The 25,512-nt window shown below is 45.3% G+C and carries 21 protein-coding genes; 6 read left to right on the top strand and 15 right to left on the bottom strand.

Annotated features, from left to right (window positions below; genetic code table 11):
* Positions 1–98: 98 nt before the first annotated feature.
* The gene (locus MKY95_RS04925) at positions 99–713 is read left to right on the top strand and encodes a hypothetical protein (protein ID WP_339197240.1); all 615 of its coding nucleotides are present in this window, start codon (positions 99–101) and stop codon (positions 711–713) included.
* A 118-nt stretch (positions 714–831) separates the two neighbouring features.
* Here MKY95_RS04925 and MKY95_RS04920 read toward each other — a convergent pair whose 3' ends face one another.
* The 5 genes from MKY95_RS04920 to MKY95_RS04900 form a co-directional block, all read right to left on the bottom strand.
* A complete protein-coding gene (locus MKY95_RS04920; RefSeq protein ID WP_017690481.1) occupies positions 832–1,971 on the bottom strand; it encodes a toxic anion resistance protein in 1,140 nt (379 codons plus the stop codon).
* 19 nt (positions 1,972–1,990) lie between these two features.
* Complete coding sequence (locus tag MKY95_RS04915) at positions 1,991–3,679, bottom strand: VWA domain-containing protein (RefSeq protein ID WP_339197237.1); 1,689 nt, start codon at positions 3,677–3,679, stop codon at positions 1,991–1,993.
* Between the two features lie 12 nt (positions 3,680–3,691).
* Positions 3,692–4,423: a hypothetical protein gene (locus MKY95_RS04910; RefSeq protein WP_339199907.1), complete on the bottom strand. Its 732-nt coding sequence runs from the start codon at positions 4,421–4,423 to the stop codon at positions 3,692–3,694.
* 757 nt (positions 4,424–5,180) lie between these two features.
* Positions 5,181–5,747 (bottom strand): Uma2 family endonuclease, encoded by a 567-nt coding sequence (locus MKY95_RS04905; protein WP_339197234.1) that lies wholly within the window; start codon positions 5,745–5,747, stop codon positions 5,181–5,183.
* Between the two features lie 83 nt (positions 5,748–5,830).
* Positions 5,831–8,152, bottom strand: a complete 2,322-nt coding sequence (locus MKY95_RS04900; RefSeq protein ID WP_339197231.1) for a beta-L-arabinofuranosidase domain-containing protein — start codon at positions 8,150–8,152, stop codon at positions 5,831–5,833.
* 182 nt (positions 8,153–8,334) lie between these two features.
* On the opposite strand from MKY95_RS04900, the gene MKY95_RS04895 reads away from it, so the two are divergent.
* Complete coding sequence (locus MKY95_RS04895; RefSeq protein WP_339197229.1) at positions 8,335–9,099, top strand: AraC family transcriptional regulator; 765 nt, start codon at positions 8,335–8,337, stop codon at positions 9,097–9,099.
* Between the two features lie 129 nt (positions 9,100–9,228).
* Positions 9,229–9,741, top strand: coding sequence for a GNAT family N-acetyltransferase (locus MKY95_RS04890; RefSeq protein WP_339197227.1), 513 nt, complete (start codon positions 9,229–9,231; stop codon positions 9,739–9,741).
* A gap of 132 nt (positions 9,742–9,873) precedes the next feature.
* Here MKY95_RS04890 and MKY95_RS04885 read toward each other — a convergent pair whose 3' ends face one another.
* Positions 9,874–10,917, bottom strand: coding sequence for a 2,3-butanediol dehydrogenase (locus tag MKY95_RS04885; RefSeq protein ID WP_339197224.1), 1,044 nt, complete (start codon positions 10,915–10,917; stop codon positions 9,874–9,876).
* Between the two features lie 116 nt (positions 10,918–11,033).
* Between MKY95_RS04885 and MKY95_RS04880 the strand changes: the two genes are divergently transcribed.
* Positions 11,034–11,945 (top strand): LysR family transcriptional regulator, encoded by a 912-nt coding sequence (locus MKY95_RS04880; protein WP_339197221.1) that lies wholly within the window; start codon positions 11,034–11,036, stop codon positions 11,943–11,945.
* A gap of 161 nt (positions 11,946–12,106) precedes the next feature.
* Here the strand turns inward: MKY95_RS04880 and MKY95_RS04875 are convergent, their stop codons facing one another.
* The 6 genes from MKY95_RS04875 to MKY95_RS04850 form a co-directional block, all read right to left on the bottom strand.
* Entirely contained in the window at positions 12,107–13,861 is a 1,755-nt protein-coding gene (locus MKY95_RS04875) for a HAMP domain-containing methyl-accepting chemotaxis protein (RefSeq protein WP_339197218.1), read from the bottom strand.
* Positions 13,862–14,107: 246 nt separating this feature from the next.
* Positions 14,108–14,440, bottom strand: a complete 333-nt coding sequence (locus MKY95_RS04870) for a hypothetical protein (RefSeq protein WP_051446963.1) — start codon at positions 14,438–14,440, stop codon at positions 14,108–14,110.
* A gap of 21 nt (positions 14,441–14,461) precedes the next feature.
* A complete protein-coding gene (locus MKY95_RS04865; RefSeq protein ID WP_076253462.1) occupies positions 14,462–15,787 on the bottom strand; it encodes a WXG100 family type VII secretion target in 1,326 nt (441 codons plus the stop codon).
* A 290-nt stretch (positions 15,788–16,077) separates the two neighbouring features.
* A complete protein-coding gene (locus MKY95_RS04860) occupies positions 16,078–17,430 on the bottom strand; it encodes an amino acid permease (protein ID WP_076253463.1) in 1,353 nt (450 codons plus the stop codon).
* Positions 17,431–17,567: 137 nt separating this feature from the next.
* A complete protein-coding gene (locus MKY95_RS04855) occupies positions 17,568–17,849 on the bottom strand; it encodes a hypothetical protein (protein WP_036606188.1) in 282 nt (93 codons plus the stop codon).
* A 165-nt stretch (positions 17,850–18,014) separates the two neighbouring features.
* Positions 18,015–18,470: a GNAT family N-acetyltransferase gene (locus tag MKY95_RS04850; RefSeq protein ID WP_036606187.1), complete on the bottom strand. Its 456-nt coding sequence runs from the start codon at positions 18,468–18,470 to the stop codon at positions 18,015–18,017.
* 255 nt (positions 18,471–18,725) lie between these two features.
* Between MKY95_RS04850 and MKY95_RS04845 the strand changes: the two genes are divergently transcribed.
* Together MKY95_RS04845 and MKY95_RS04840 are read left to right on the top strand one after the other, a co-directional pair.
* The gene (locus MKY95_RS04845; RefSeq protein ID WP_174806482.1) at positions 18,726–19,301 is read left to right on the top strand and encodes a GNAT family protein; all 576 of its coding nucleotides are present in this window, start codon (positions 18,726–18,728) and stop codon (positions 19,299–19,301) included.
* Positions 19,298–19,645: a DUF1801 domain-containing protein gene (locus tag MKY95_RS04840; RefSeq protein WP_076253464.1), complete on the top strand. Its 348-nt coding sequence runs from the start codon at positions 19,298–19,300 to the stop codon at positions 19,643–19,645. The genes MKY95_RS04845 and MKY95_RS04840 overlap by 4 nt, the downstream gene beginning before the upstream one ends.
* Positions 19,646–20,269: 624 nt before the next feature.
* On the opposite strand, the gene MKY95_RS04835 is transcribed toward MKY95_RS04840, so the two are convergent.
* The 3 genes from MKY95_RS04835 to MKY95_RS04825 all read right to left on the bottom strand — a co-directional run bounded on the left by MKY95_RS04835 (position 20,270) and on the right by MKY95_RS04825 (position 25,471).
* Positions 20,270–21,574, bottom strand: coding sequence for a DUF1963 domain-containing protein (locus MKY95_RS04835; protein WP_076253466.1), 1,305 nt, complete (start codon positions 21,572–21,574; stop codon positions 20,270–20,272).
* A 106-nt stretch (positions 21,575–21,680) separates the two neighbouring features.
* Positions 21,681–22,859, bottom strand: a complete 1,179-nt coding sequence (locus MKY95_RS04830; protein WP_036672635.1) for an alanyl-tRNA editing protein — start codon at positions 22,857–22,859, stop codon at positions 21,681–21,683.
* A gap of 464 nt (positions 22,860–23,323) precedes the next feature.
* Positions 23,324–25,471 carry a hypothetical protein gene (locus MKY95_RS04825; RefSeq protein WP_076319350.1) on the bottom strand — a complete coding sequence of 716 codons (2,148 nt, stop codon included), beginning with the start codon at positions 25,469–25,471 and terminating at the stop codon, positions 23,324–23,326.
* Between the last annotated feature and the right edge of the window lie 41 nt (positions 25,472–25,512).

Here is a 25,512-nt window from a genome sequence, read left to right as displayed (position 1 = left end):
TTTGCCACTAAAATTATGTAAATGTATTCCTGTAATTTCTGGTAATGATATGTTAGGTTATCCAATGGAATACAAACAAAAGGAGGATGACAATACATTTGAAGAAGTCGTGGATTATATCATTGATTACCAGTTTTGTTTTGCTTGGCGGAGTGCTTCTCTCTCCAGCCACTTCTGCTGATGCAGCCAAAGTAGCAACCTCTACATATTCAGATCAGATTTATAGTGAAGATGATTATTTGCACGAAGAACTTATGGACGAATTAGAATTAGATGATGCAGAACAGGAGCTCACTAAAGATCAAAAGGATTTCGAAAAATATCTTGAACAAATATCTCGTCTGGTACCTTATGAGAGTAAAGCAATCGACACGTTGGGTAGTGTGGGAGGTGAGGTGAATTCAACCAATCGCAAGTCCATGTACCTCAAACTTACGAATACGGTGATCCCTAATTATACAAAAACGGTCTCCATGTTAAAACAAATCAAACCTTCCAATCCTGAACTTAAGAAAATACATGCCTATTATGTTAAGGGAAGCTACCTTCAGCTGGAAGGATACTTGTTGTACAAACAAGCCGTTTCTAAAAACAAAGTGAATTCTAAGATACTGCAACAAGGTCGTGCCAAAGTACGTGCGGCTGGCGTTCTCCTCGACCAATACGAGCAACAGATATACCCTTATGCACGGAATATCGGGTATCTACATTAGTACCAATCTTCATAGAAGCCCAAAAAGCGACCGTTCCTCATATTTAATGAGGAACGGTCGCTTTTTCTAACTATGAATTATGATAATAATCTAATACGTATTTCTCTCTCTCTTCTGATCACAGCCCTAGCTTCTGCCCTTTCTCCAACCGTTGAATCTGCTGCTCTCCGGTATCCGCAAGTTCACGGAACTGGTTAATCGTCTCACGCATTCTTGGCAGAGCTTCCTGCTTATAAAGACTGATTGAATCGAGTGCTGACAGCACATCGGTGAACGCCTGTTTCATCGTATCCACGGAGATGCTGGCTTCATACGCCTGCTTCTGGATGGCAATTCCCTGATCCTTCAGCATTTTGGAAGTACCTGCGATCAGATCATTGGTCGTTTGGTTCAGCAACTCAATTTTCTGCAATACAATCTTCTGATTATACAAAGCACTTGCTACAGTAACGGCAATTTTCAGTGCTGAGATGGTTACATTCTTCGCACGGTCTACGCCTCGGATTAGCTCCTTGTTGTTGCGAATTACCACTTCAATCGCCATGATGCCCTGCTGATTCACGACCAGCATTTGTTGCAGATCCATGACCCGCTGACGGAGCGGGAACAGCACTTCTTCGGTAATAAACCGGACTTTTTCAGGGTCCTCATTGCGGACCTTGGCGGCTTCAATCTGTGCATCGATAGACTCATCCATAAGCACGCCAAGCTGAATCTCCTTTTGCAGTCGTTTGGTGAGTTCTCGCAGGTTCTGCTGTTCGATCTCCAGCGTCGTATTATCGTTACGTAGCGTGGATCTGCCTTTATCCAAAGAGGTTACGATGTCAGCGATGACTGCGTCAGCCTTCTGGTATTTCAGGAAATAGGCGCGAAGCGGATTGAACAATTTACCGAGGAAACCGGTCTTGGCAAAGTCGACCACGCTCGGGTCGAGATCCTTCAGTTGCATATGCAGCTCGGTCAAACCTTTGGCAACCTGACCGCCCTCGTCTCCCGTCTTGGACAGATGTCCAACGGAGACTTGAAGCAAGGCGTTTTTCTCAGAAGAGGATCTCATCGTGTTCATGCCAAAGCCGTCAATGGATTGTAAAATCTCTTTGCGTTTCTCCAGGGATTCAAGATCCAGTGTCATGATCATCTCTACGTTGGCATTTGCCACTTGTTGAAGCTCCGCGACCTCGGCGGGCACGGGTTTCACTTCTTCTTCGATCACCTTCTGAATTTCCTTCTGGCTCGGTATTTCCATTGAAAATGACATCTATAGTTCCCCCTTTAGATTACATCTGTACGTTAAACAGGTTACCAATCTTGTACACGACATCGTCGGTATCGGCATTGATGCTTGCAGCCTCGTTAATGCTGGAGATGCTCTCCAAAGCCTTGATGTCTGCGTTGTACCCAATTGTATAGATTGGTACTTTGTATGTCTCGACCAAGTCCCGGATATCCTTCAGGGTATGACCTTCGTTGGTCTCGCCATCACTCAGGACAAAAATCAACGGCTTCACGTTTGGATCAGCAGCCATGTAATCTTCCAGCATCTTCATCGCCACCACGATCCCGTCAAAGGTTGCTGTACCGCCACCAGCTTGCAGACTATCAACTGTACCGACAAACATGGACTGCTGGTTCGTATCATACTTGGCAATCGGCAGATTCACGGTTACCCCACTGGAGTAAGAAACCAATCCAATACTGTTCTCTGTGCCCAAGTACTTCTGACCTTTGCGCAGGGACTCCTTCAGTCGGTTAAGTGGTTCGCCGTCCATGCTTCCGGACACGTCTGTCACGAACACGGCGGCAATAGGTTTACTGCCATTCTTCTTCTCTTTCCAGACTTTCTGAGCAGACAACAACGTGCCGCCATCCACGGTAGCCAGTTCGGATTTGTAATCCTGTAAACCGTTGAAACCGAACTCCTCCGCCGATTGTTGGTACTTCGCCTGGGTTACAAATTCCGCAAACTTTTGGATGATCTCCTGTTTGTTCTGCGGCAGTTGACCGAGTGCATACAGCGGACTGTCATGTCTCACGCCAAATGGTGTAAAAACGTATCCACTCTTCAGATCAGCGGTATTCACATACGTCTGGTATTCGAGTACAAAGGCATCCAGTCTGCCTGACTTGGCAGCTTCCCGCATCTGAATCGTTGTTGACGCTGTAAACGGCACATTCGTCTGGAATTTCTCAAATCCCTCAATAGCCTTCTCGCCAAGCGGGTTGGCGCTATCATACGTGTTCAGTGCGGTCACCAGAAAGTTGAGTCCTGTGGAGCTGGCAAATGGATCGGTATATCCCATCGCGAGTTCATTGTTGGCAATGGCTTCGGTTACAGTTTTTACATTAACGGAGCCGTACGTATCAACCAGTGCATCATATTTGGCTTTGGAGATGACAATACCCGGAACATTCCCGACCAGTCGCTCGGATACCATCTCTGTCTTCACCCCACTGGCCTCGACCATCTCGCCCCACAGTTCATTGGAAGGTGTGAATGCATCCGGCATATACTTACCAGACTTGATATAATCGGTGGCCGTACCGGAGGCAATGTTGCGGATTTTGACCGATACTTGTTTCCCACCAACGGTAATGTTTGCTTTGTTGAACTCCTCGCCCACCTCGGTTAACCAGCCGTCTACCCCACTGCCCGACTTCTCTGTGGAAGAGAAGATTTCGACGTAATCATTTGTTGTATTCTCTACAGCGATCGGAAATTTCGAGATATCCGGCAGTGATTCCGCCACGTCAACGGGATCTAGATCAATCTGTCCTTTAACCGGTTCCGCCGTCGCCGGCGCAATGTCCGCGTACAGTTTTCCCAGTTCCTTACCTGCATTCTCTGTGCTCACCTGTGTGGTTGACTTGCCAAAGTTCGATGTTAGTGTAATCCCTGCATAGACCAAACCAAATACGAGTACCAGCATTACAATCGATATGAAAAAAAACTTTCCCTTCTTGGCCATACGAGCAACCCCTCACTGTCTGTATAATTTGGTGTGCTTGATTAACTGGTCAATCTCCTGCATACAAGGCATCTGTTCAATATCTCCGGCTTCAAAGCTATCGAGGCGTGAAATCTCGAGTAACAACTGATCCAGCTTGAGCAAAATTTCCTCATTGGTGTGTAGTGCATTTTTCACATAAGATAGATAATCGTTGTATACCTTGGTTTTTTCCTGAAAAAGCTTCTGGGGAAGTGTTGAGGACTTGGATTTCATCATGTTGGCATAGTCAGCTTCATCGAATACATTCAACCGATTCAGCACACTTCGAATGTTCAGGTACAACAGCTTCTCCACTTCCAGTGTGACCGAAGCAAATTTCTTGTAGCTCAGTTCTCCTGGATCAAACCGCTGATGAAGCACGTTCAGGAGGGTTTCTTTTTTCTTTTTCATTCGACTAAGTTGGGACAGCCCCAGCGTAATATCTTCTTCGAGAACTTTAATGCGTCTATAAAAAGATAGTGCCTCCACATAATCTTCATGCGTTTCAATATGCTTCACGGGCAGGACTACCGGTTGTCTGAACAGCGAGGTGTAACTTCCATACAAGAGTGCCATTGCACTGCCGAACAGAAGGGTAACGGATAGCGCAGTTGTGAATGCACCCTCCCCGAAATTCAGTCCGATAAAGCCGGGTGAGAATGCCAGAACATTCACAGCCACAATACTGAGGATTAATCCCAACAATTTTATGTACTTGATCATGTTCAATCATCCGACCTCCTTTCATGTTATATATTGGTGCTTCATGTCGTAATTTTCCTGTTCAACTTATTCTTATTGTACATGATGTTAACGCTCTCAGGTGGATATGATTGGATATTTGGATACTCATAATATACGTGGTTTGGGCTTATCCCATTTCATATTTTCAGGGACAACGTGGAACTTGGCAGGAAATTTTGTGGTCAATCCATAAAAAGTGAGTTTTACTAGACAGCAGATTGTGGAGAAGAAATGTTATCAGGTAATACGTGGAAAATAGCTATGCGTGTCATTTTTTATATAAGACTTTTCTGAAAAAGGAGCAATGCAAAAAGGACAAATCGGAGATCATCCGGTTTTGTCCCTTATGCATTGGTTGTTCATTTTTGGTGTGAAGTTTTTGATGCCACAGTGATCCGGTGACCTGATGCCCAGTGACACAATGGGGTGTATCTTCTATGCTGCGCAGTACTTTCCAAGAATTTTCACAATGCTGTATTCCAGCTAACGAACTGAGGTGACGTTATTAGCTACATTCCAGCTCTTCCGAAAATGTAACGAATCTGAGACACGTTATGTTCGTGTATTAGGTGTAAAAACGTTGTTTATCGCCTATTTCGAATGCAATAGCGTCGCTGAGATTCGTTACACTTTCCAATTCACCTAAATTCCCTATATAAGGTGTGTGTGGTTCGTTAGAATTCAGAAAACAACTGCCTTATTGCTTCCTCTGTAGCAGACAGGTTGACACTTCGCACTACCTGAACTTGAACAGCGAATCCATCGGGATTACCAGTTCGGGATATATAACCGATTGAATCATTTGCTGCTCTGTATATAGATGACGTGTCTGGTAACTGCCATCCTCCAGCGTGTACACATGGACGGTTTGATTGCCGGGGTCAACAATCCAGTATTCGTTCACGCCATATTTCTGATACAAGTTAAATTTTTCGTTAAAATCCTTTAACGCAGTCGAAGGCGATAACACCTCGATAATTAAAGAAGGTGCACCGTGACAGCCATTTTTAGATATCTGGTCTTTGGAGCACACTACCGATAAATCAGGCTGTACAACTTGATCTGGTAGGTCATATTGATCATTTTCGCTAAAATACACATCAAAAGGGGCAACAAACACAAAACATTTCCGATTCTGAAAAAAAGTCCGCAAGGAGAAGTGCAGCTCACCCACAATAAACTGGTGCAATGAAGTGGGTGCTGGAGACATATTAAAAGCTTTGCCGTTAATTAATTCCCATGCCCCCTCCCAAGTTAACCAATCTTGATAGTTATAAGTACCTTTATTATCGGGTTTTGCCACACTTCCAACCTCCTCTTTTACCTAATCAATAATATATTTTCATTATAACATTGTGTTTGCGCCTTTTCACACCATGCCTGTTATCACGAAAAGATGGATTCCGGTTTGCTTCGCGTGGTGCGTACCTCTACAACTTTCCCGGCACAACCATTGTCGCCCTTCGCCTGGAACACCACTCTAACGTTATCTTTGCCTGATGTAACCGCCTCAGGAATATCGTAAGTCACATAGAACACTTCTCCGATTTTGTTCATATGAATTCGCTGCTCACCAATGAGTGTTCCATCCATGGTAATGGTGAATTGTCTGTCATATAACGTACCTTCCCGTTCAAACGTGGAATGATCTCCGCCCCAATAAGCCACGCATAGGTAATTGGTTACGGCGCGATCCACCGCCAGTTGGTAACTGAAGTAAGCCCCACTGACGCCAAAAGCCTCTCGCCACATATGCAACTTCTTACGGCCATCTGTGGTTGAACCGTTGTGATGCTCACCACGGCAGTTGCTATCCAGTTGATGTCCAATCTCATCCTGCTGACCGTCAGCCTGAACCCTGTCGATCGTAATATCATTCAATTCTTTCTCCAGCGCATCCCCTTCATCGTTAAACGGCCAATACACGGTATAAAATTCGTGATGCACATCATAGAACGGAATCAGCTTCACAGCTTCGCCAGTGGAGGTGACATCCTTGCTAAGTTCAAATGTTAACGTGTCTGCATCCACAACCCTGATCCACTCTTGTACATCCTCCTGCTCCGTCCAGATCACAGGTACGGGTGCAGTCTTGGGATTCAGCGCTGTTTCGTCCACAATCGTGTCCTCTGGAAGACCCTCGCTTCCCAGTGCACCGGCGAGTACAATCGGGCCGTACAGGAACGCCACTTTGTGGGCATCATCCCGGGAGGTATACTGGCGAAGCGACATCGGCAGTGTGATTGTGATGACATCGCCCGCTGTCCATGTGCGGTCGATGGAAAGATAGCCGGGTTCGCTCCGGGTATACGGATGTTCCGTATCCCCGTTAACTGTTGCCGTCATTGGCTCTTGCAGCCATGAGGGCACACGTAATCTTAGATGAGCCGAGGCGTTGCCTCCGGTGATCGTCAGGGTCACCTTTTCCGAATAAGGAAAGTCGGTTTCAAGCTTCAGGGATAATCCCTGAGACGTCCAATCCAGCTGGGAAGCGATATACAGGTTGACGTACAGGTCCTGTTCATCCTCAAAATAGATCGCCTCGGCATATTTGCCCGGGTTCTCCATGCCTGATCCTGTGCAGCACCACCAAGCGGTATCGTGAGTACCATAGATTTTGTAGTGGCCTTGCAGCGTTGATGCAAAATACGTTTTGTTCCCTGTATCGGGGTCCTGCGCGCCAAGGATGTGATTATAGATGGCGTTTTCATAATAGTCCATGTAGGCGCTATCGTGATTCCAGGCGAAGAGTTGCTTCGTTAGATGTAACATGTTGTGAGTACAACAGCTCTCTCCTGTTTTGATGCCAAGACTCTCCATGCCCTTTGCTTCGTAATGCTCCGAAATGCTCGTCGCACCAAATACATAAGAACGATGATGAATGGTGGTGTCCCAGAAAAATTCTGCCGCCGTTCGATAACTCTCATGTGTATGGTCCTGATTGTAGATTTCGGCTGCACCGATCACTTTGGGAATCTGAGTATTGGCGTGTTTGCCTTGAAGATCGTCTTGCTTGTGCTCCAAGGGTCTCAGGATCAATTGATGGGTAAACTTGTTAGCGATCTCAAGATACAAGGCTTTGCCGGTAATCCCATACAAGTGTGCAAATACTTCATTCATGCCCCCGTGTTCACTTTGAAGCATCGTCTGCATCTGTTCTTCTGTCATCGGGAGCAAACCTTCAACCGCCCAGTCTGCAAATCGAGTAACTACATCAAGTGCCTGTCCGTTGCCAGTGAGTTTGTACGCATCAATCAGGCCACGGTAGATTTTGTGCACACTGTACCAGGGAACCCAGTATTCACCGATGTTGAACCCACCGATATTCTCTGCTCGAAAAGCCATGTGGAAAGGTTCTTCGGACAAACCACCGATATACCCGCTCCCCGTGGTCTGCTGGATTCTCGCCAGTTCGGTAACCGCATAATCCAGTCTTTCTTTTAACGTGATATTCCCGGTTGCCTGATACGTCACAGCCAGGGCAGACAGATAATGTCCGAGGGAATGTCCGCTGATGGTACGTGCCTCCCAACCCGCGTAACGCTCTTTTCGGGCAGGTAAACCATGAGCTTCGAAGCATGGAGCCAGGAATCGATCAATATCCAGCGATAACAGGTAGCGCTCCCCCACCTCTTGTGATGTTTGGAACACACCATTTAACAGATCTACATGTTCCGGTCCCAGAAATCCTTTTTTCGTATCAATCATGACACTCACTCCTTCTCGGGATGTAATAGATATCCATTGATTCTTGAGGGGTAAAATCCGTTTTATTAGCTACAAGACTAATACTCATCAATCCACTTTAGAGCTTGAATATCCCCATATTATCAAATAATATATAATTACATCAGACTCATAATCCAAGAAAAGGTGGATAAATCCGTCCTATGCAAAAGCCACTGGAACATTACCTGTGCGGCAAATTCATATCCGACGGCAACTGGAGCCACATGAGACGCAGCATGCCTGTGCATGAGATCATTTTGATGCTGGAAGGTGAGATGTACATCGCGGAAGAAGAGGAACAATATGTAGTTCGTGCCAACGATCTGTTATTTCTGCGCGCTGGTCGCACCCACTATGGTTACCAGATCAGCGATGCTCCCGTGAGCTTCTACTGGGTGCACTATGATGCCATGTCGGCAGAATTCAACCAGTTTAGGACACATGCCACCATTCAGGTGCCTTCCATGGCCAATCAGTTATTCAAGCAATTGCTGCATGTGTCATCCTTCTCACCCGAGGAAGCCAACGCTGCTTTGTTATTGTTGTTCAGAGAACTGGAGCGGAATATAGAGGCGGATTATCGCCCACACAATGCAATTGTGGACCATATCTGCAAGTGGGTTGATATTCATCTGCATACAAACATCACGGTGAGTCAGATTGCAGAAAATTTTAATTTTAACAAAGACTATATCTCCAAAATGGTGAAACGTGAGAAAGGTACTGGACTCAAAACCTATATCCTCACAGAACGAATTCGCCGGGCAAAACAGTTGCTGCTCAATACCAATGCCAGTGTAAAAGAAATTGCCGGACAGTGTGGCTTCTCCGACTACAAGCTGTTCCTGCGCATGTTCAAGCAATACGAAGGCAATACGCCAACCGAATATCGCAATCATCTGTATTCCACACAGCTCAATCGCTGATATGCTTTGATCTATAGAAATGACTGAGTTACCTATAGAAAATTTGAATGAATCGGATTGAATCCGTTATGGTAAAATGCAAGAAAACTATATTCCATACTTAACCCATAAGAGAAGGGGAATTATAAGATGACAACGGCTGCCGTTACGATTCATCCTGCCACAGAAGCAGACCATCCAGAGATTGTAGATATCCTTGTTGCAAGTTATGCCGAGTATCGGGAGACTTTTGAGCAAAATGAACGATGGGAGGCCTACCTCAAAGATATTAGAGAGTCTGTGGTTAATCCGTACCTGACACAATTATGGATCGCGAAGATTGATGATCAGATCGTTGGTACAGTCCAATTATTCGAAACAGCACGCAAGGCTTATCCAGACTTTGAATTGCCAATCGATTATCCGTTTATTCGACTGCTGGGTGTTGATCCAAAATGGAGAGGTCACGGGATTGCCAGAGTATTGCTCCAGCAATGCGTAGATTCTGCCAAAGAAATGGGCAAAAATACGGTGTACTTATATACGGGCGGTCAGATGGTCAATGCCATCCGTTTATATGAGCGTTTCGGATTTACAGAGGATAAGGAATTCAGCTCCGAGAGTAGCGGGGGCAAGGCGATCTGCTACCGTTATGATTCCTAGTGGAGGGTAACAGCAACACGGGATCAGGGAGCGAAGAATGAAACGTAAAACAGACCGATCATCTTATGACGGTCTATTTTACATTTATAAATGATCAATCAACATTTGAAATGATACATCGCTATTGATTTTTTAGCCGCCAATCTCCACCAAAATCTTCGCATGGCTCTTGTCGCTCATCAACAGTTCAAGCCCTTCCTGCACGATATCGCCCAGTTTGATTTTCTTGGTGATGACCTGTTTCACATCGAGCGACCCTTCAGCAATTAATGAAATCACTTCAGGGAAAATGTGGCGATATGCCAGCGTTGCCGTTAGATTCGCTTCTTTGACCAGAAGATCGAAGAAGTTCACTTGAAGCGGATTTGGTATCGCAGCGATGACAACAACTTCTCCGCCTTTTTTAACAACCGCAATGGCGCTATCCATCGTTGGTTGCACACCCGCTGCTTCATAAGCTACATCAATGCCGCCTGATTGTTGCAAGATTACCTCTGTTGCATTAACTTTGGCACTGTTCACCGGAATTGCTCCCAGCTTGGCTGCCAGGTCCAGACGTTCCTCAAATACATCAACTGCATAGATTTCAGAAGCTCCTGCAGCTTTGGCAGACAGAATGGTCAATAATCCAATTGGGCCAGCTCCGTATACGGCTACTTTATTCCCCACTTTCAACTTGCTGTGACGAACCGCGTGAAAGGCTACGGCTGTAGGCTCTACGAGCGCACCTTCTTCGAAAGATACGTTATCCGGTATGGGATGAACCATGTATGCTTCAACAACAACATACTCCGCAAAACCACCATCACCATTCAGTCCAACGAAGCCAAATTGAGTACACTGGTTGTAACGCCCCTGGATACAGTACTCACATTTTCCGCAATGGTACAACGGCTCTACCACAACTCGATCCCCTACACTGATACCGCTTACATTACTTCCCAATTCACTCACGGTTCCTGCAAATTCATGACCCAATGTGAGCGGCGCTTTCTGTCCTGAGAGCGGATGATTCTCGCCTTCTTGAATTCCTACACCATGATGATAGGCATGCAAGTCACTGCCGCAGATCCCCGCATATTCCACTTTGATTTTGACCTGACCCGCTTGAGCAACCGGAACCTCCCGTTCTTCTACACGAACGTCTTTATGGCCGTACCATACTGCTGCTTTCATGAAGCTCATCCCCTTTGTATGATTGTCTATATATTATATCGCTGTTCATGTATTATTCATATTTATAGATACTAATGTTAACATTAGTTATATTAATGCTAAACGGAGATGAAATCATGAATCTGGAACAGCTCGAATATGTCGTTGAAATTGCGAAAACGAAATCATTCTCCGCCGCCTCGGAGCATCTGCATGTCACTCAATCGGCGATCAGCCAATCGGTTCATCGTCTGGAAAAAGAATTGGGTATCATCTTGTTCGAACGCTCGCGGCAGGGTACTCATCCCACTCCCGAAGGCAAACAATTCATTGCCAAGGCACTGGACATTTTACAGCGGATTGATGAATTAAAATCCCTGAACGCAGAAGCCTCCTCTCTTAGCGGAGAGCTTCATGTGGCTACTTTTCCAAGTGTCATGCCCTATCTTGTCCAATCTGCTGCGGATATGAAGCGTGAGCACCCGCAACTTAATATCTCCATTGAAGAGAAAGGGTCCATGGAAATTATCGAGGATATTCGCAATAACAAAACTCATCTGGGGTTTATCGCGATCTATGCCAAACAATTGCGGGAATTCGATGGACTTCACTTCAGTCCCATGTACTCGGGCAAGCTGGTCGTCGGTACGCATCACCTGTCTGAACTTGCCAAGCACAGCCGCGTTACACCGGATCAATTAAAAGAACACAAGCTGGCACTGTATCGAGATGGTTTCATCGAAGACTTCATCAAGGAATTCACCTATGATCATGGATCTCTGTCCATTCTGTTCAAAACAAATAACTCTGAAGCGATCAACATGGTATTAAGAAACGATATTGCCGCCACGATTGGTCACGACTTTTCCTTTCACCAAAATCAATTATGGAAAGAAGGTCTGGTGAAGATGGTTGAGATCGCTGGAATCGATCAACCCAAAATGCAAATTGGCTTCGTGCAGACGGAGTCCAAGGAGTCCGCCGTAGCTGCAGAACGATTCGCCCAACGCTTCAGACAGGCGATAGAGCTGGATCAATTAAAAATTTAAATCTAAAAAAGTGCTCCACCCTTTGAAGGAAGTTTGGGATGAACACCAACTTTCTCCAAGAGCGGAACACTTTTTTTTACTTTTCACAGTCACATAACAACCTATATTTTATACTCTTGTCTAACTACCTCTTGCGTAACTATTACTACATCTAACTCAAATTACACTTTCACTTTTCGTACGGCTTCACTCATCTCGGTGGTCTGCTGTTCCAGCATTGTAGAAGTCTGCGCCACCCTGTTGAACATGGCCGACTGTTCACGCATCAATCGATAGATTTCATCCGAATGATCCGACACCCCGGCTGATATCTGCGAGATCGTATTGACGGAGGCTGCGGCCTCTTCCGAACCTGCCGAGATTTCCTCTGCCGCAGCGGAGACTTCCTGAATGCGACGGGTCACCAGTTGGAACGCATCAACCACATGGGCGAAAGCTTGCTCCGCTTCTGCGGTAATTATAACCCCTTGTCCAATCTCGGTTGCAGTAACCCCCATCTGTGAGCCAATCTGTTGTGATTCTTGTTGAATACGAAGCAACAAGTCGGAGATCCGTTCCATGGATGTGCTTGAGGCCTCGGCAAGCTTCCGAACTTCATCCGCCACAACCGCAAAACCTTTGCCGTGTTCCCCTGCATGTGCTGCCTCTATGGATGCATTAAGCGCAAGCAGCTTCGTCTGACTCGCAAAATCACGAACCGTGTGCAGGGCACCACCAATTTCCTGGGAGTAGTTGTTCAGCACCTGAACCATCGCTACAACTTCACTTGAGACATTTGAGATGCTCTCCATCTGTGTTTTCATCATTGTCATGCTCTGTTTACCGGACTCCGCCGTGGAAAGCGCACTTGTTGCCGCATCCGATACAACCATCGAGGATTCGGAAATATCCGTTATGCCTTTTGCAATCTCTTCCATCGCGTGCGCGCTATCGCTTGCACCCTGCTTCTGCGTACGTGCACCCTGCCTAATCTGTTCGACAGATTGATCAACCGTCTTGCCCATCTCAAGCATCTCTTCGGTACTGCGATTAAATTCCTTCGTTGATTCTGATAAAATATCTGTGGTTACCGCTACGCCTTCAACCATGTTACTCACAATCTTATTCAAGTTCCCGGACATATGTATCATCGCTTGATATGTTGTTCCAATCTCATCTTCGCTCCGCAAACGATACGACGTCAAAATTCGATTCGCTTCTGCAAGCTCGCCCTGTGCCATTTTTTCCACACTCGCCTTCAGCGGTTGAAGTGGCCGCAGTCCTCTTACGATAAACCACGTGACAACAGCAATACCTATAAGTGTAATTAAAAGCAACAAGGCATAGAAGGGAATACTCGATTTCATAATATCCGATTCAATACTTCCGATCACCGATACCGCCGTATCGATACCAATTACACCTGTTACAGCGCCGTTACTATCCAGCATGGGAGCGTATGAGGAAATATAGTCGCCATACTCCTCATTGTTGATGATCGAAGAACTGGCTGTTTGCCCCTGTAACAGCTTCTGCACCGCCTCCTGAGGGACATCCGTTACTTCATTAATCGGCGAGGCTTTATCTGCATCCTTCATGCCATCCACCATAATAAGTGGCGTACCTTTGTCATCTATTTTGACGAAATACACATACATTGCACCAATGCTTACGCGAAAGTCATCCAGTTCATCACGAATCTTCAAGAATTCGTCATTCTCCTTGGGGTCCTTGGCAAACTCGGCATAAGATGCTGTATCCAGCTGATTCACATAACTCTGAGCAATCTGAATGTTGTAACTCGAAATGGCCTCCTGCGCAGCTAGTTTCATATTGGCCACCTGTAACAGCATGCTACCGACGGCTATAATCGTAATGACCAGTGTAACTACTGCAACAATGCGCACAACCAAACGTTTTCTAAAAAAACCAATCATCCGCTCCTCTTCCTCTCCCGTGAACCCAAGCCTTTTTGACTAGGCGCTACCCAAAAAACGCATGCTTGAAGCACTATGTATGGGAAAATAGTAAACGAATATGTCGAATTAGGCAAGAAAATATTGGGTTAACATAAAAACGCTATCATGGCCGTGGTAGCTTTGTTCATTGGAACAAAAAAAACTCCAATGCAAGCATTAGAGTATGTTCAAAGATTGATAATTATTTTTATTCTGTAACTTGAGTTACCATTCTAACTCTTCAATCAAGTTAAATATCATTTTTTTATCAAAATCATCCATTGATTTAAAAATAGCTATTTCATCTGTTTTTTTGTCCAATTTGATGAGTGTAGCTATGGCTAAATCTCCAACTTTATAATAACCTATTAACTTATCTGATGCTCCTCTTCTGGATGTAAGTTCCTCCAGCTTTTCATTTATAGCAGTTGACGCCAATTTTTCTTTGCCTATATAAGTCATTACATGATACAAAACTATTGGATTTGCTTCATTTAATAAAAGTTGCAACTCATCAATCGAACATTGTCCTTCTTCAATTTTCTTTATTAGATTCATATTTCTACCCCCCATTAAATTTTATTTCAAATGACTCGTAAGGGTCTGCCTTTCTCTTACATAATTTTCAAACAGAGCATTCGCAATATCATTTCGACCTAATTCATCAGCTATTTTTATTTCTCTCATGTATGCATTTAATTCCATTTTAACACGATTCATAGTCTGAAAATGATAACTCATTCCCGGAAAACCTTTGTTCATATCGTCTAGATAATGTGTGTATTCGTGTAAAAGTGCCCCTATTGAAGCATCCTCATTTATAATTAACTGCCCAGGTCCACCTCTTTTTGGAGAATACGCCATATCCTCGCCTCTATGAATTACTTCCACACCGTTTGATTCCAAGTGATTAATAATTTCTTTCCACTTCTCGGGATGAGACCCCCTTCCAGGGCCAAGAACTTCTTTTAATGGATCATCTATACCTTTTCTGAACATATCTTTACTATTATCTATGCGTGTCCCCGCCTCTTTTTCCTTCTCCAGATACTCGGAAAACTTAGAGGATTCTCTCGCCTTTTTACTCTCAGCAACGTTATCCAGAATTCGAAGGCGTTGATCTTGATGTCCATTAAAGCCACCTGATAACTGCCCTGTACCAGGCGGACGATTGAATGAATTAATCTTCGCTCCGCCTCCCGACGAAGTCAGAAGATTATGCGGCTTGATCATCGTGGAGGCATAACCCCCTCCAACCATTAGACCTCCCAACCCAATCATATTTGCCCAGTGTTCACTGGACCAGGCATTGGTCGGAAAGGTGGCTTCCCGTATCGTCCCATGGATACCAAATGTGAGCCAGTTGGCAGCATCATTCGGGGAGTTGAATGCTTTATCCGCCCTGTCTACATACCCCTGAACAAGACCACTTGGAATACCAAATGTCCAATAATCCAGAAAACCACCTACACTATCATAACGCTTTTGATATCGATCATCCGCAGATTGCATAAAGGCTTGTCCCAATTCGACTAAACTATCAGCAGACTTCTGAAAAGCATTACGGGTGTCGGTTGCTGGTGCCCTGCATTCATCTGGCGGTGGTGGTACGCAACTTGCATCATAGGATTGTACAGCTTGCTGATCAGCAAGTCTGAATTTCTCCGCATGCCCTTCAAGCTCTCTGGCAATGGATAAAGATAGTGAGACAAAGTCATCCATCACCCGCTGCGCAACTATAAAATCAACATAAAACCTTTCCTTCGTACTACCATCCCACTGTCTTTCGATTTCAAATAAATGTTGTTTCAAGATGTTATTCATCTGAAAAACCTGATTCTGAGCTGTTGTAAATTGTTTCGAGACAGATATCAACTGTTCAGGAGTTACTTTTATCGTTGTCATGGGAGACCTCGTTCTAAATATATTTCGTTGTTATACGAACATTTGTTGTTTAGAATGCTATAAGATTCATATGTACAGATGGGCTTTTATTATAAAGTGAACACAGATCATTTCGTAGAGACTGCCGGTTTATTTATCTAGTTCGTATTACCCCTAATTTGTCCCAGTTATAACAAAAACAGATCTTCCCATTCCTAAATAAGATCGTTCCCTTAGTGCCTACAAAAAAACACCCCGGCACAAGCGCCGAGATGTCGTGTTGTTCTACATTTGTATACTACCCATTCATACTAAACTGTTTGTTTATTCGTCCTTCTGAATCGAATTAGGGACCAGATAATCAGCAACGCGAGCACGGCAAGACAGATGCTAATGCTGAACCGATTACCTTCATCAAACACAAACATCACCGCAATCACACTAAGACATAGTACAACGACTCCGGTTATGTAAGGGAATCCCCAAACTTTGAAGGTCGGTTGAACCGGATATCTCTTCCGCAATTTCAACTGTGATGAAGCAATACAGATCCACACAAGAATTACGACAAACCCCGGAACTGCGAGCAATACGCGGAACAGTTGATCCTGCGCGAACAGGCCAAGCAAGGAACCTCCGAGCAAAACTACTGAGCACACCAGAAGTGTGTTAACAGGGCTACCATTGCGATTCGTCTGTGACAATGCCTTCGGAGCTTCCCCACCCACTGCCATGGAGTGCATCATCCGGGATGCACCATAGATCCCTGAATTCGCAGCAGACAGAACGGCAGTCACCAAAATAAAGTTCATTATGTGTGCTGCTCCCGGCAGTCCCGTGGATGCAAGCACCTGAACAAATGGACTGCTCTCCGGCCCGATCTCATTCCATGGGATAAGACCACAGATGATGAGAATCGGCAAGGTGAAGAACAGAATAATTCTGAGCATGAAATTACCCACGATTTTGGGCATAACCTTTTCTGCATTTTCCGTCTCGGTCAGGGTCAGACCAATCAGCTCCGATCCCCCATAGGAGAACATGACCACAAGCAGTGCCGAGAAGATCGATGACCATCCGTTCGGGAAGAATCCGCCTGCTTGCGTATAATTTTGCAGATATGGCGTGTTATCACTCGGGATAATGCCAAAGATCAATCCTGCACCCAGGAAGATAAAAATAATGATCATGGCAATTTTGATCCCGGCCAGCCAAAACTCAAATTCCCCAAACACACCTACACTTAACAGATTAACCAGTATAATGAACGCCGCACAAGCCAGACTCAGCATCCACAGCGGTACTTCACTGAACCAATACTGCAAAAAGCTCCCGGCGGCAATCACCTCAATGACACACACCGATAACCATAGAAAGCAGTACATCCATCCCATAACAAAGGATACTCTGCTACCAAATGCCTCCTGCACGAAGTCTTTCATATTTTTGTTCTTGTACACCGTAGCCATCTCCGCCATCGCGGCCATAACAACCAGCAGCAATAATCCGGCAAAAATGTACGTGACAATAACGCCCGGACCTGCGAGTCCAATCGTCTCTGCACTGCCTTTAAAAATTCCCGTTCCAATGACACCACCCATAGCCATAAAACTGATGTGTCTTGGTTTAAGCTTCTTCTGTAGTGTTCCTTCTGTCTGAGCCAATTCAAGTCCTCCTGATGTAAAAAACGTCTGTAATGCTGTCTTGTTTCATAGACATAATGTCCAGTATACCCTATTGTCCATCAATCAGCCCAGAAGTTCCTCATGGCCAATTCATCCCAAACATATATGGACATAACCTATGTTTTATACCCCACAATGGCACGAAGCAATCTGTGTACAATCCAGGTTAGCAAAATGTACCCTGCCCCATAGATGAACCAAGCGCCTATGTTACTACCCCATGTTGAAAGATCACTCGCGATATACAACAAAGGCAGCATAAAAGATATAACCAGCGCTACCCAGAGTCTAAACCAATTGGCAAAATAACTGCATACTCCAAGCATCACAGCAATGATGGGACATAACACCAAGACAGCAAACAGCGGATTCATATGATCGAACCACCAGTAAATCATGTACGACTCCCTCCACATTCTTCGTCACAAGGCCACGTTGTTTTAATGCGTATTATTGAGTTTATTCTACTCTTTTTCCATCTCTTAAAATGTACGATATGTTGCAAAATTAAAAAACCAGCGTCCTGTAAAAAAACAGAATACTGGTTTGTCATGTGAATTCATTTAGATTTTTTTCGTCATAAACGTGCTGTTCGGGTCCAATACATAATCTGCGAATGGTTCGCAATATTCAAATCCGAAATCTTCGTACATCTTCCTTGCCGGGATAAATGAATCCATTGAACCCGTCTCCAGACTGATTCGCTTATAACCACGGTCTGTGGCAACCTCCATAATATGTGCCAAAATTTTTCTCGCTACGCCTTTTCTCAGATGAGCCGAAGCGGTACGCATTGACTTCAACTCTGCATGCTCTGGATCAAGTTCTTTGATAGCCCCGCAGCCGAGCAAGTCGTCCCCTTCCCAAGCACACCAAAAAGTAATTTCGGGCTCCTTGAGTCCATCCAGATTTAACGCATGAATACTTTCTGGAGGCGAATCTGCTGCCATCCCTTGCAAGTGCTCCGCAATTAAAGCCTTAACTTGGACTCCACTCAAATCATCCACTTTGATCTCCATAACGTACCACTCCCGCCGACATTTTTATTGGTTTTATCACTGAATGTATATCAATCATTTCATCTTACTACCGTGTTAGGTTTTATGACAAGAGGTTACTTATATCCACTGAAATACGCTATTGTGATTCACCTATAATTTCCAGTATGATGAGGCTATCAGATGCCAAAGGGGCGAGGTCTATTGCGAAATATACATAGAGTTAAACGTGGAACTAAGGTGAAGCAAGCTTAACTTAATTTAAAGGAGAACCCTATGACACTCACTACGGATAACCTGTTTTATAGCAAACGATTAAAGATGACGCCACCACGCTCTGAAGACGTGCAGACCATGCTGCAATGGAACGAAGACCCGGAGTACCTTCGGAATGTGGATACTGACCTGGCCATTCCCTATTCGGAGAAACAGTTGGAGGATGAGGGCGAAACGAAGAACAAGGAAGTTTATTTCAGACTTCGCACGCATGAAGAAGATACGCTGATTGGTTTTGTCGTCATTCATGGCATTGAATGGAACAACCGCTGCGGACAGCTTGCCATTGGCATCGGACTTGCCAAACATCGCAACAAGGGATATGGTACGGAAGCGTTGAATCTTATTTTACGATATGCGTTCCATGAGATGAATCTGGACCGAGTTGGTCTGGATGTCATCGCCTACAATGCCAAAGCAATCCGTTCCTATGAAAAGGTTGGTTTTCAGTTGGAAGGTCGTGCACGCTCAGCTGTATATCGTGATGGTAAGCGTTATGACCGCTTGATGATGGGAATCCTAAGACCAGAATGGGAAACACACAATCAGATCCATACGGAGGGTGAACAAGTATGACCAAGAATGCAGAAGTTACTGCGTTTATTGAACAGATTCAGATCCCCTGGCAAGTAGAAATCGCTGAACAATTGCGCCAGTTAGTGCATGATACCATCCCTGACGTACAAGAACGCGTACAATACAAGAAACCTCATTTTTTGAAAAACGGAAAGTACGCTGCGGTCATCTCGCCTTCCAAACAAGCCATGTCTTTCACCATCTTCAATGCAACCGGACTCGATCTACCTGATGGGATATTTGAAGGCCCAGAAGAGCGCAAAACGATCAAACTCAAGGAAAAAGATACGCCGGACTATGAATGGTTGGCTGGTTTGTTAAAGCAAGCATCTGCGGAATTGTAAAGAGATGTAGTGAAGAGCACATACGCCGAAGTAGTAACTTAGGTGGTAATGTGCGGTTGGTGTATATGGGGTGAGTTTAGTTTTGGGTTTGGGTTTGGGTTTGGGTTTGGGTTTGGGTTTGGGTTTGGGTTTGGGTTTGGGTTTGGGTTTGGGCCAAGCGCTAACGAATCGGACACACCTTATATCGCAGTTTTAAAAACATATGAAATTCTAACGAATCTCAGCAGTCTTATTACAGAAACCCCCTTCGATTTTCTTCGAAAAACCATGACAATAGAAGCAATAACGTGGCTACGATTCGTTAGAATTTTATACTGCTGCAAATTCACCCAATAAGACGTGCTAGGTTCGTTAGACTGTGTGAGTACGACAAGCGGCCTCTGCACGTAGAAAAAACAACCCATTCTCACTCTGGCGGCTAAATAAATAGCATAAACGACTGGCTGTAGCAAAGATATCTCACATCCATCCTACGCAGGGCAAAGGGGCATCCCATGAAGTTCCAAGAACTTCGGGATGCCCCTTGGTTATAGTCTGTCTACTACTGTCATTCCAACCTTAACAGCGGTGTAATATTATTATAATAAAATGACTGCTTATAATAGCTTCTACTAGCTTCCACCATCAAGATTGCTGATACGATACGGCGGTCATCTGACACGGCTCACATATGAACATGTAATACATACCCTCACCATATTTCTCAACCTCGCCCCAGTCCAGTTGTGCGACAGCCTTCATTCTCGTGGAACAGCGTGGACATGTTGGGTACTCCGCATCTTGAACCCATCCCGGATGGCCGCCGACCTGAGATAACGATGGCTCCATCGCCCACTCACTGGCATGGAATGCATGACGCGATGCATTCGCAATCCAAAACTGCTGGCCAACATCCGGTGCAAGTTTACCATAGTCGTCCAGGTCAATCTCGTCCATTCCCGCAGGCATGACATTATGTGAACTCCATAACGGTTCCCCTGCCGCGTCCATCTCCATGTAAACCACACCGTAACTGCTGCATATCACGCAAGTCCGTATCTGAAGTTGCTGAGCATGCCAAGAAACGTCATTCAATGCTGGATGCTTAACATCCAGACTAATTAAGGTGGTTAACGCATTGCCACACCATGGACAGCAATTGGTGCTAGGGTTCAGCATCGAGAGTGAATTTCCGGTTAACTCCACGTTAGGTCCTTCATTCTCTTTTACTTTATAGAGTGAATAACTTGGGGTGATGAATAATTCCCTGCGCTGCCCGTCTTTTGTAAGCTCCCAACCAGCTTCAGTGGTGTAATGCTCAGGTGCCACGTATAACTCGTTCGCCCAAGATGGAGGAGATTGTCTCCACTGCCGGAACTGCTGCACAACAACATCATCACCGATATGGGCCAGCATGAGCAATATGTGGTTCCGATTCTCATCATCGGTGTTCACCTGCTGCAAGAGATGATCACGAACCTCACCCGAGGCACTTTTATACAAAATGGCAGGATAATAGATCTCCTGTTCCAGCAGCTCAGGAATTTCGGCAGTCAACGATATATCATGGTAGCAGACCAGATATACCAGAATGTCTTTGCCCGTATCTTCATCACCTGTACAAATCCGTTGCATCGCGTAATCCTTCATCTGATCTTGTTGCTCTACAGACAAAGATAGATATACCTGTTCCTCGGATTGTTCATAGGGCGTATAACGAATTAGTGGATCGCGAACCTGAGGTTTGTGCATGATTTTCAAAATTTCGACTGGGTCTGTGATACCTGCATACAAGTTCACGTCACGTCGATTCGCTTCAATGTATCTCTGACGCTCCTCGCGTTCCATCTCCTGCTTGCAAGGCATGCAATAACCACCCGTTTTCAACGCTGTTGCTGGTAAAATGGTATTTGCACACCCTTCCCGTATACACGGAATTCGTTCTGTCATATTCCAACCTCCTTCAACTATTGGCAATGGAAAACACGCCACAATGTGACGTGCTTGTCCCTTACTTCATATTTAAATGCTGTCGGTCTTATATCGTAAGATGCAATCAGTGATGTCCCAACTGGTCCTTGGTAAATTCGTAAAAGGCAAGCGCATCTTCACTGCTGGCAAAGCCTGCCTGAGCTATCTTTTCACTGCCGCCACCTTTGCCTTGGTATGCTCCAAGATTGCCTTTAAAGAAAGGTCCACAAGCCCATTCGGGCGGCTGTCCGTTCTGTGCCAGAACTACTTTGGCCTCTGAGATACTGGCAAAGAGTACAAGCCCCTCATGGTCTGCCGTCAGCTTCGTAGCCAGGCTCTGCATATCCTTGAGCGATTTATCTTCAAAGACCTGAGCAATCACCAGCCCTTGCCGAGCGGCCAGAAGTTCCTCCGCATAATAGGCATCGTTCGTTGTTTTCACTGCATTCAGCTCAGTTTGCAGCTGCTTTTGCTCCAGCTCCATTTTCTCAATGCGCTCCAATAACTCGTCCTTGCTGGTCTTTAATTTAACCATAATGCTATTGAGCACGTTTTGTGTAGCTGTGAATTCATTTAGAGCCCTTGTTCCACATTTGAAATAAATGCGGGTACCGCCCTTCACTTTTTCAGTTTTCAACAGTTTGATGATCCCAATCTCACCTGTCGCCGACACATGCGTTCCACCGCAGGCGTTATACTCCACACCCTCGATCTCGACGATGCGAATGTCTTCCGTTACCGTAGGTTGCTTCACCAATGGTAACTGTGCAGCTTCTTCTGCTGTAACCCAAGACGTGTTGATGCGAGCGTTACGATAGATCTGACGATTCACTTCTTGTTCAATGGCGGTTAATTGATTCGCTCCCAGTTCAGCCGTAGCCACATCAATCGTGTCATACTCCGTACCAAGATGGAAACTGAGTGTCATCGCTTCAGTAAGCTTTAGCGTGATTGCCGATAACAAATGCTGACCCGTATGCTGCTGCATATGATCGAATCTGCGCTCCCAGTCAATCTCACAATGTACCTCAGTCTCTTCAGGGGTGCGTTCCAGCTTATGCCATACTTCGCCATCTTCAATGTTCACATCCAGAACAGCGATGCCACCAATTTGTCCCAGATCACAAGGCTGTCCGCCCCCATGCGGGTAAAAAGCAGTCTCCGCCAGCGTGACATATACGCCATCTTCCTTGTCCACTCTGCCTGTAATTGTTGTATGCCACTCTCTTCTATAAGCAGAGTCATAATAGATTTTTTGCGTCATTGAATCATCCCGATCCCTTCTCGTTCAAATGGTTTTTTACCGATCTGCACCTAACCTCCAGATTACACTATCTGGAACTGTGAATCCAATTTAAGGCACACAAGATCGCTCCTCCATATCAAAAAGACCGCTCTGTAAGCCAAGCTACAGAGCGGTCCCCTTACTTATATCCACGTTTAATGTAACGTTGGATATGGTTTGACCCATGATTACACCGGAACGGAGATTGCAGACATATTACTTATTATAGACACAAGAGCGAAGCAGACAGAAAGGACCTGAAGAAGCGAAGCGTGCTCCCTTATCACCGGATTTCTACCTTCAGGGGAAAAATCATTAAAATTCGGGGATAAGAGAGATCGAAAGGTTTTCTGTCTGTGTAGTTCCTGAGTGTCAAATCAAGTATGGTCTGCAATCGGAGTGGTCAAGTGTAATCCTAGGTGCATTCCATGTCTTTTTTTACATTAAACTAAATTCCAAAACAATGCCGTATTCGCCACCGTAACCATGGTGAACAATAATGTGTTCACAAATGCGGCGAGCCATACGTTATTCGTTTTTTCAAACAATTTACGTGCATACACAGCAGCGATGATGAGACAAGGCACCAGTGCAAAGAGCAGAATGCCATTCAATGCCTGACCTGGATACAACGCCACACCTGTCATAAAGTCTTTGCCGTATTGCACTAGCAACCACAGCACCAACCCGCCAACATTCAGTACCATGGCCAGGAACATACCCCCACGTTTACCACGTGTATTGGCATTCAGGGCAACCGCGCTGACAAAGTAATATATCAGGAAGAACGGTGTATACCGCAATGCGGTAATGAAGTGTTCACTCTCGAACGTACGGACCGCAAACGTCCAGATCCGGAAATCTGTTCCGAAGATCGCCTGTACTACGAATAACAATGCGTACCCAATGACTACTGCGAGTACTGCGGTTACCAAGCTGGCAATGATCGTAACAGGGTTCAGGCTGATCCCATAATCGCTGAAGCGGGTTCCTGCATCCTTTTTGGAAAAATAGTGGAATGCAAAGGTCACCAGAATCATAATTAACGCCGACACCAGCGCCCAGTAAACAATCTGGTTCGTAGTCGGTTCATTGAAGTAAGAACTTGTAACCACAATCTTATCTGCATAGTTGAAGATGATCCACATCACGAGAGATACGATAGCCAGAATTACGCTGCCTACCGCAATATTTTTCATCCGGCGGCTTGATGTATAGTCGTTCTTCTTGCTTCCAGCCATCACGAACCCGATAATGGCTCCAAGCACACTCACGGCAAGTACAATCAGAGCGATGATGCGAAGCACATTCAATCCATTTGCTTCTTTATCCATCAAGGTTGGGAATAAGACCGCTGGAATCAGGGTGCTGAATGCGATAGCAAGCCAATAGATTGACTTTTGTTTCCCACTGACTGCTGCGGACACCGTTGCAATCTCTCCCGTTACCGTTTTGCGCAAGAACGGCAGTCTGATCAACAACGTAATCAGCGGAACGATCATCAGGAAGAACCCAATCAGAGCGACAAAATTAAAGGCTTCCTTAGCCCACCAGATCTGATTGCCAGAATCCAGATTCACATTTGTCTGGTTCGGCGACGTTACACCATTGAAGGCATGGGCATAAAAGTCGATCAGATGCTCGGTTGTTGTACGCGAGAAATGGTTCCATGGGTGAGTCTGATTAGGCGTAAACAAAATATGCTCACCCGTTTGGGAAGGACGTACCACTTTTCCGTCTACGGTCAGATCGCCGGATGGTACTTTGGTAAATGTATCGGTCGTGCCTCTTGGCGCATCAGGTGCAAGGCCAAGGAAGGCTTTACCCGAAGCCGTTGCTGCAAAATCCTTGCGAGTCACCGTACCTTGTACTTCTTTCTCTGCGGCTGTTTTCTCTTCATCCGATTTGTTGAAGAAAAACTCGTCATATTTCCCCGCGACCATGCCCACCGTCCGACTGCCAAATGCAGCCTGAAGCTGATCCTGTGGCGCAACCGCCGCAGCGTAAGAGTAATCCGCACCTGCTGAGATGCCTGTGTAGATCATACGGTATCCTGTTTGAAGGGAACTCATCTCGTCCATGTACATTGACAACAGCGTTGAGAACCCACCCATGGAGTGACCGCTGACTGCCACGTAGGCATTGCCTTTCTCATCTTTCTTGGTGAAGTCCTGCTCATAAATATATTTGGCTGCATCAAACTGCGAGTATATCCAGAACGTTCCGAACAGATCCTTTACCGGAATATCTGCACTCCAGCGGGAATCCCCGTGGTCATACATGTCCAGTGCAAGCACAATATAGCCGCGTCGGGACATCTCAATAGCAGGTGCATCCTGCATTTCTTTCGTATTCAGATATCCATGTGTTGTAATAATGACCGGACGTTTATCATCCGCACCTGCCCCTTTAGGCATGTAGAGCAGACCCGATAGCGTGCCATGATCGGCTTGGAATTTGATCTCTTTGACCTTAACGGAATAAAAGGAAGAGTTGAACATTCCAGCAAACAAGCTGCCGAAAATGACCAAAATGAGTGATAAAACCAACAACCCCTGCGGTTTTTTTAAGAATGATGTGACTGTTCTCATAAAGGTCCCCTTAATAAATATAAAATACTAGATAAATGAAT

The sequence above is a fragment of the Paenibacillus sp. FSL P4-0176 genome (assembly GCF_037975265.1).
Taxonomy (GTDB): domain Bacteria; phylum Bacillota; class Bacilli; order Paenibacillales; family Paenibacillaceae; genus Paenibacillus; species Paenibacillus amylolyticus.
This window is presented reverse-complemented; position numbering and strand designations above follow the sequence as displayed.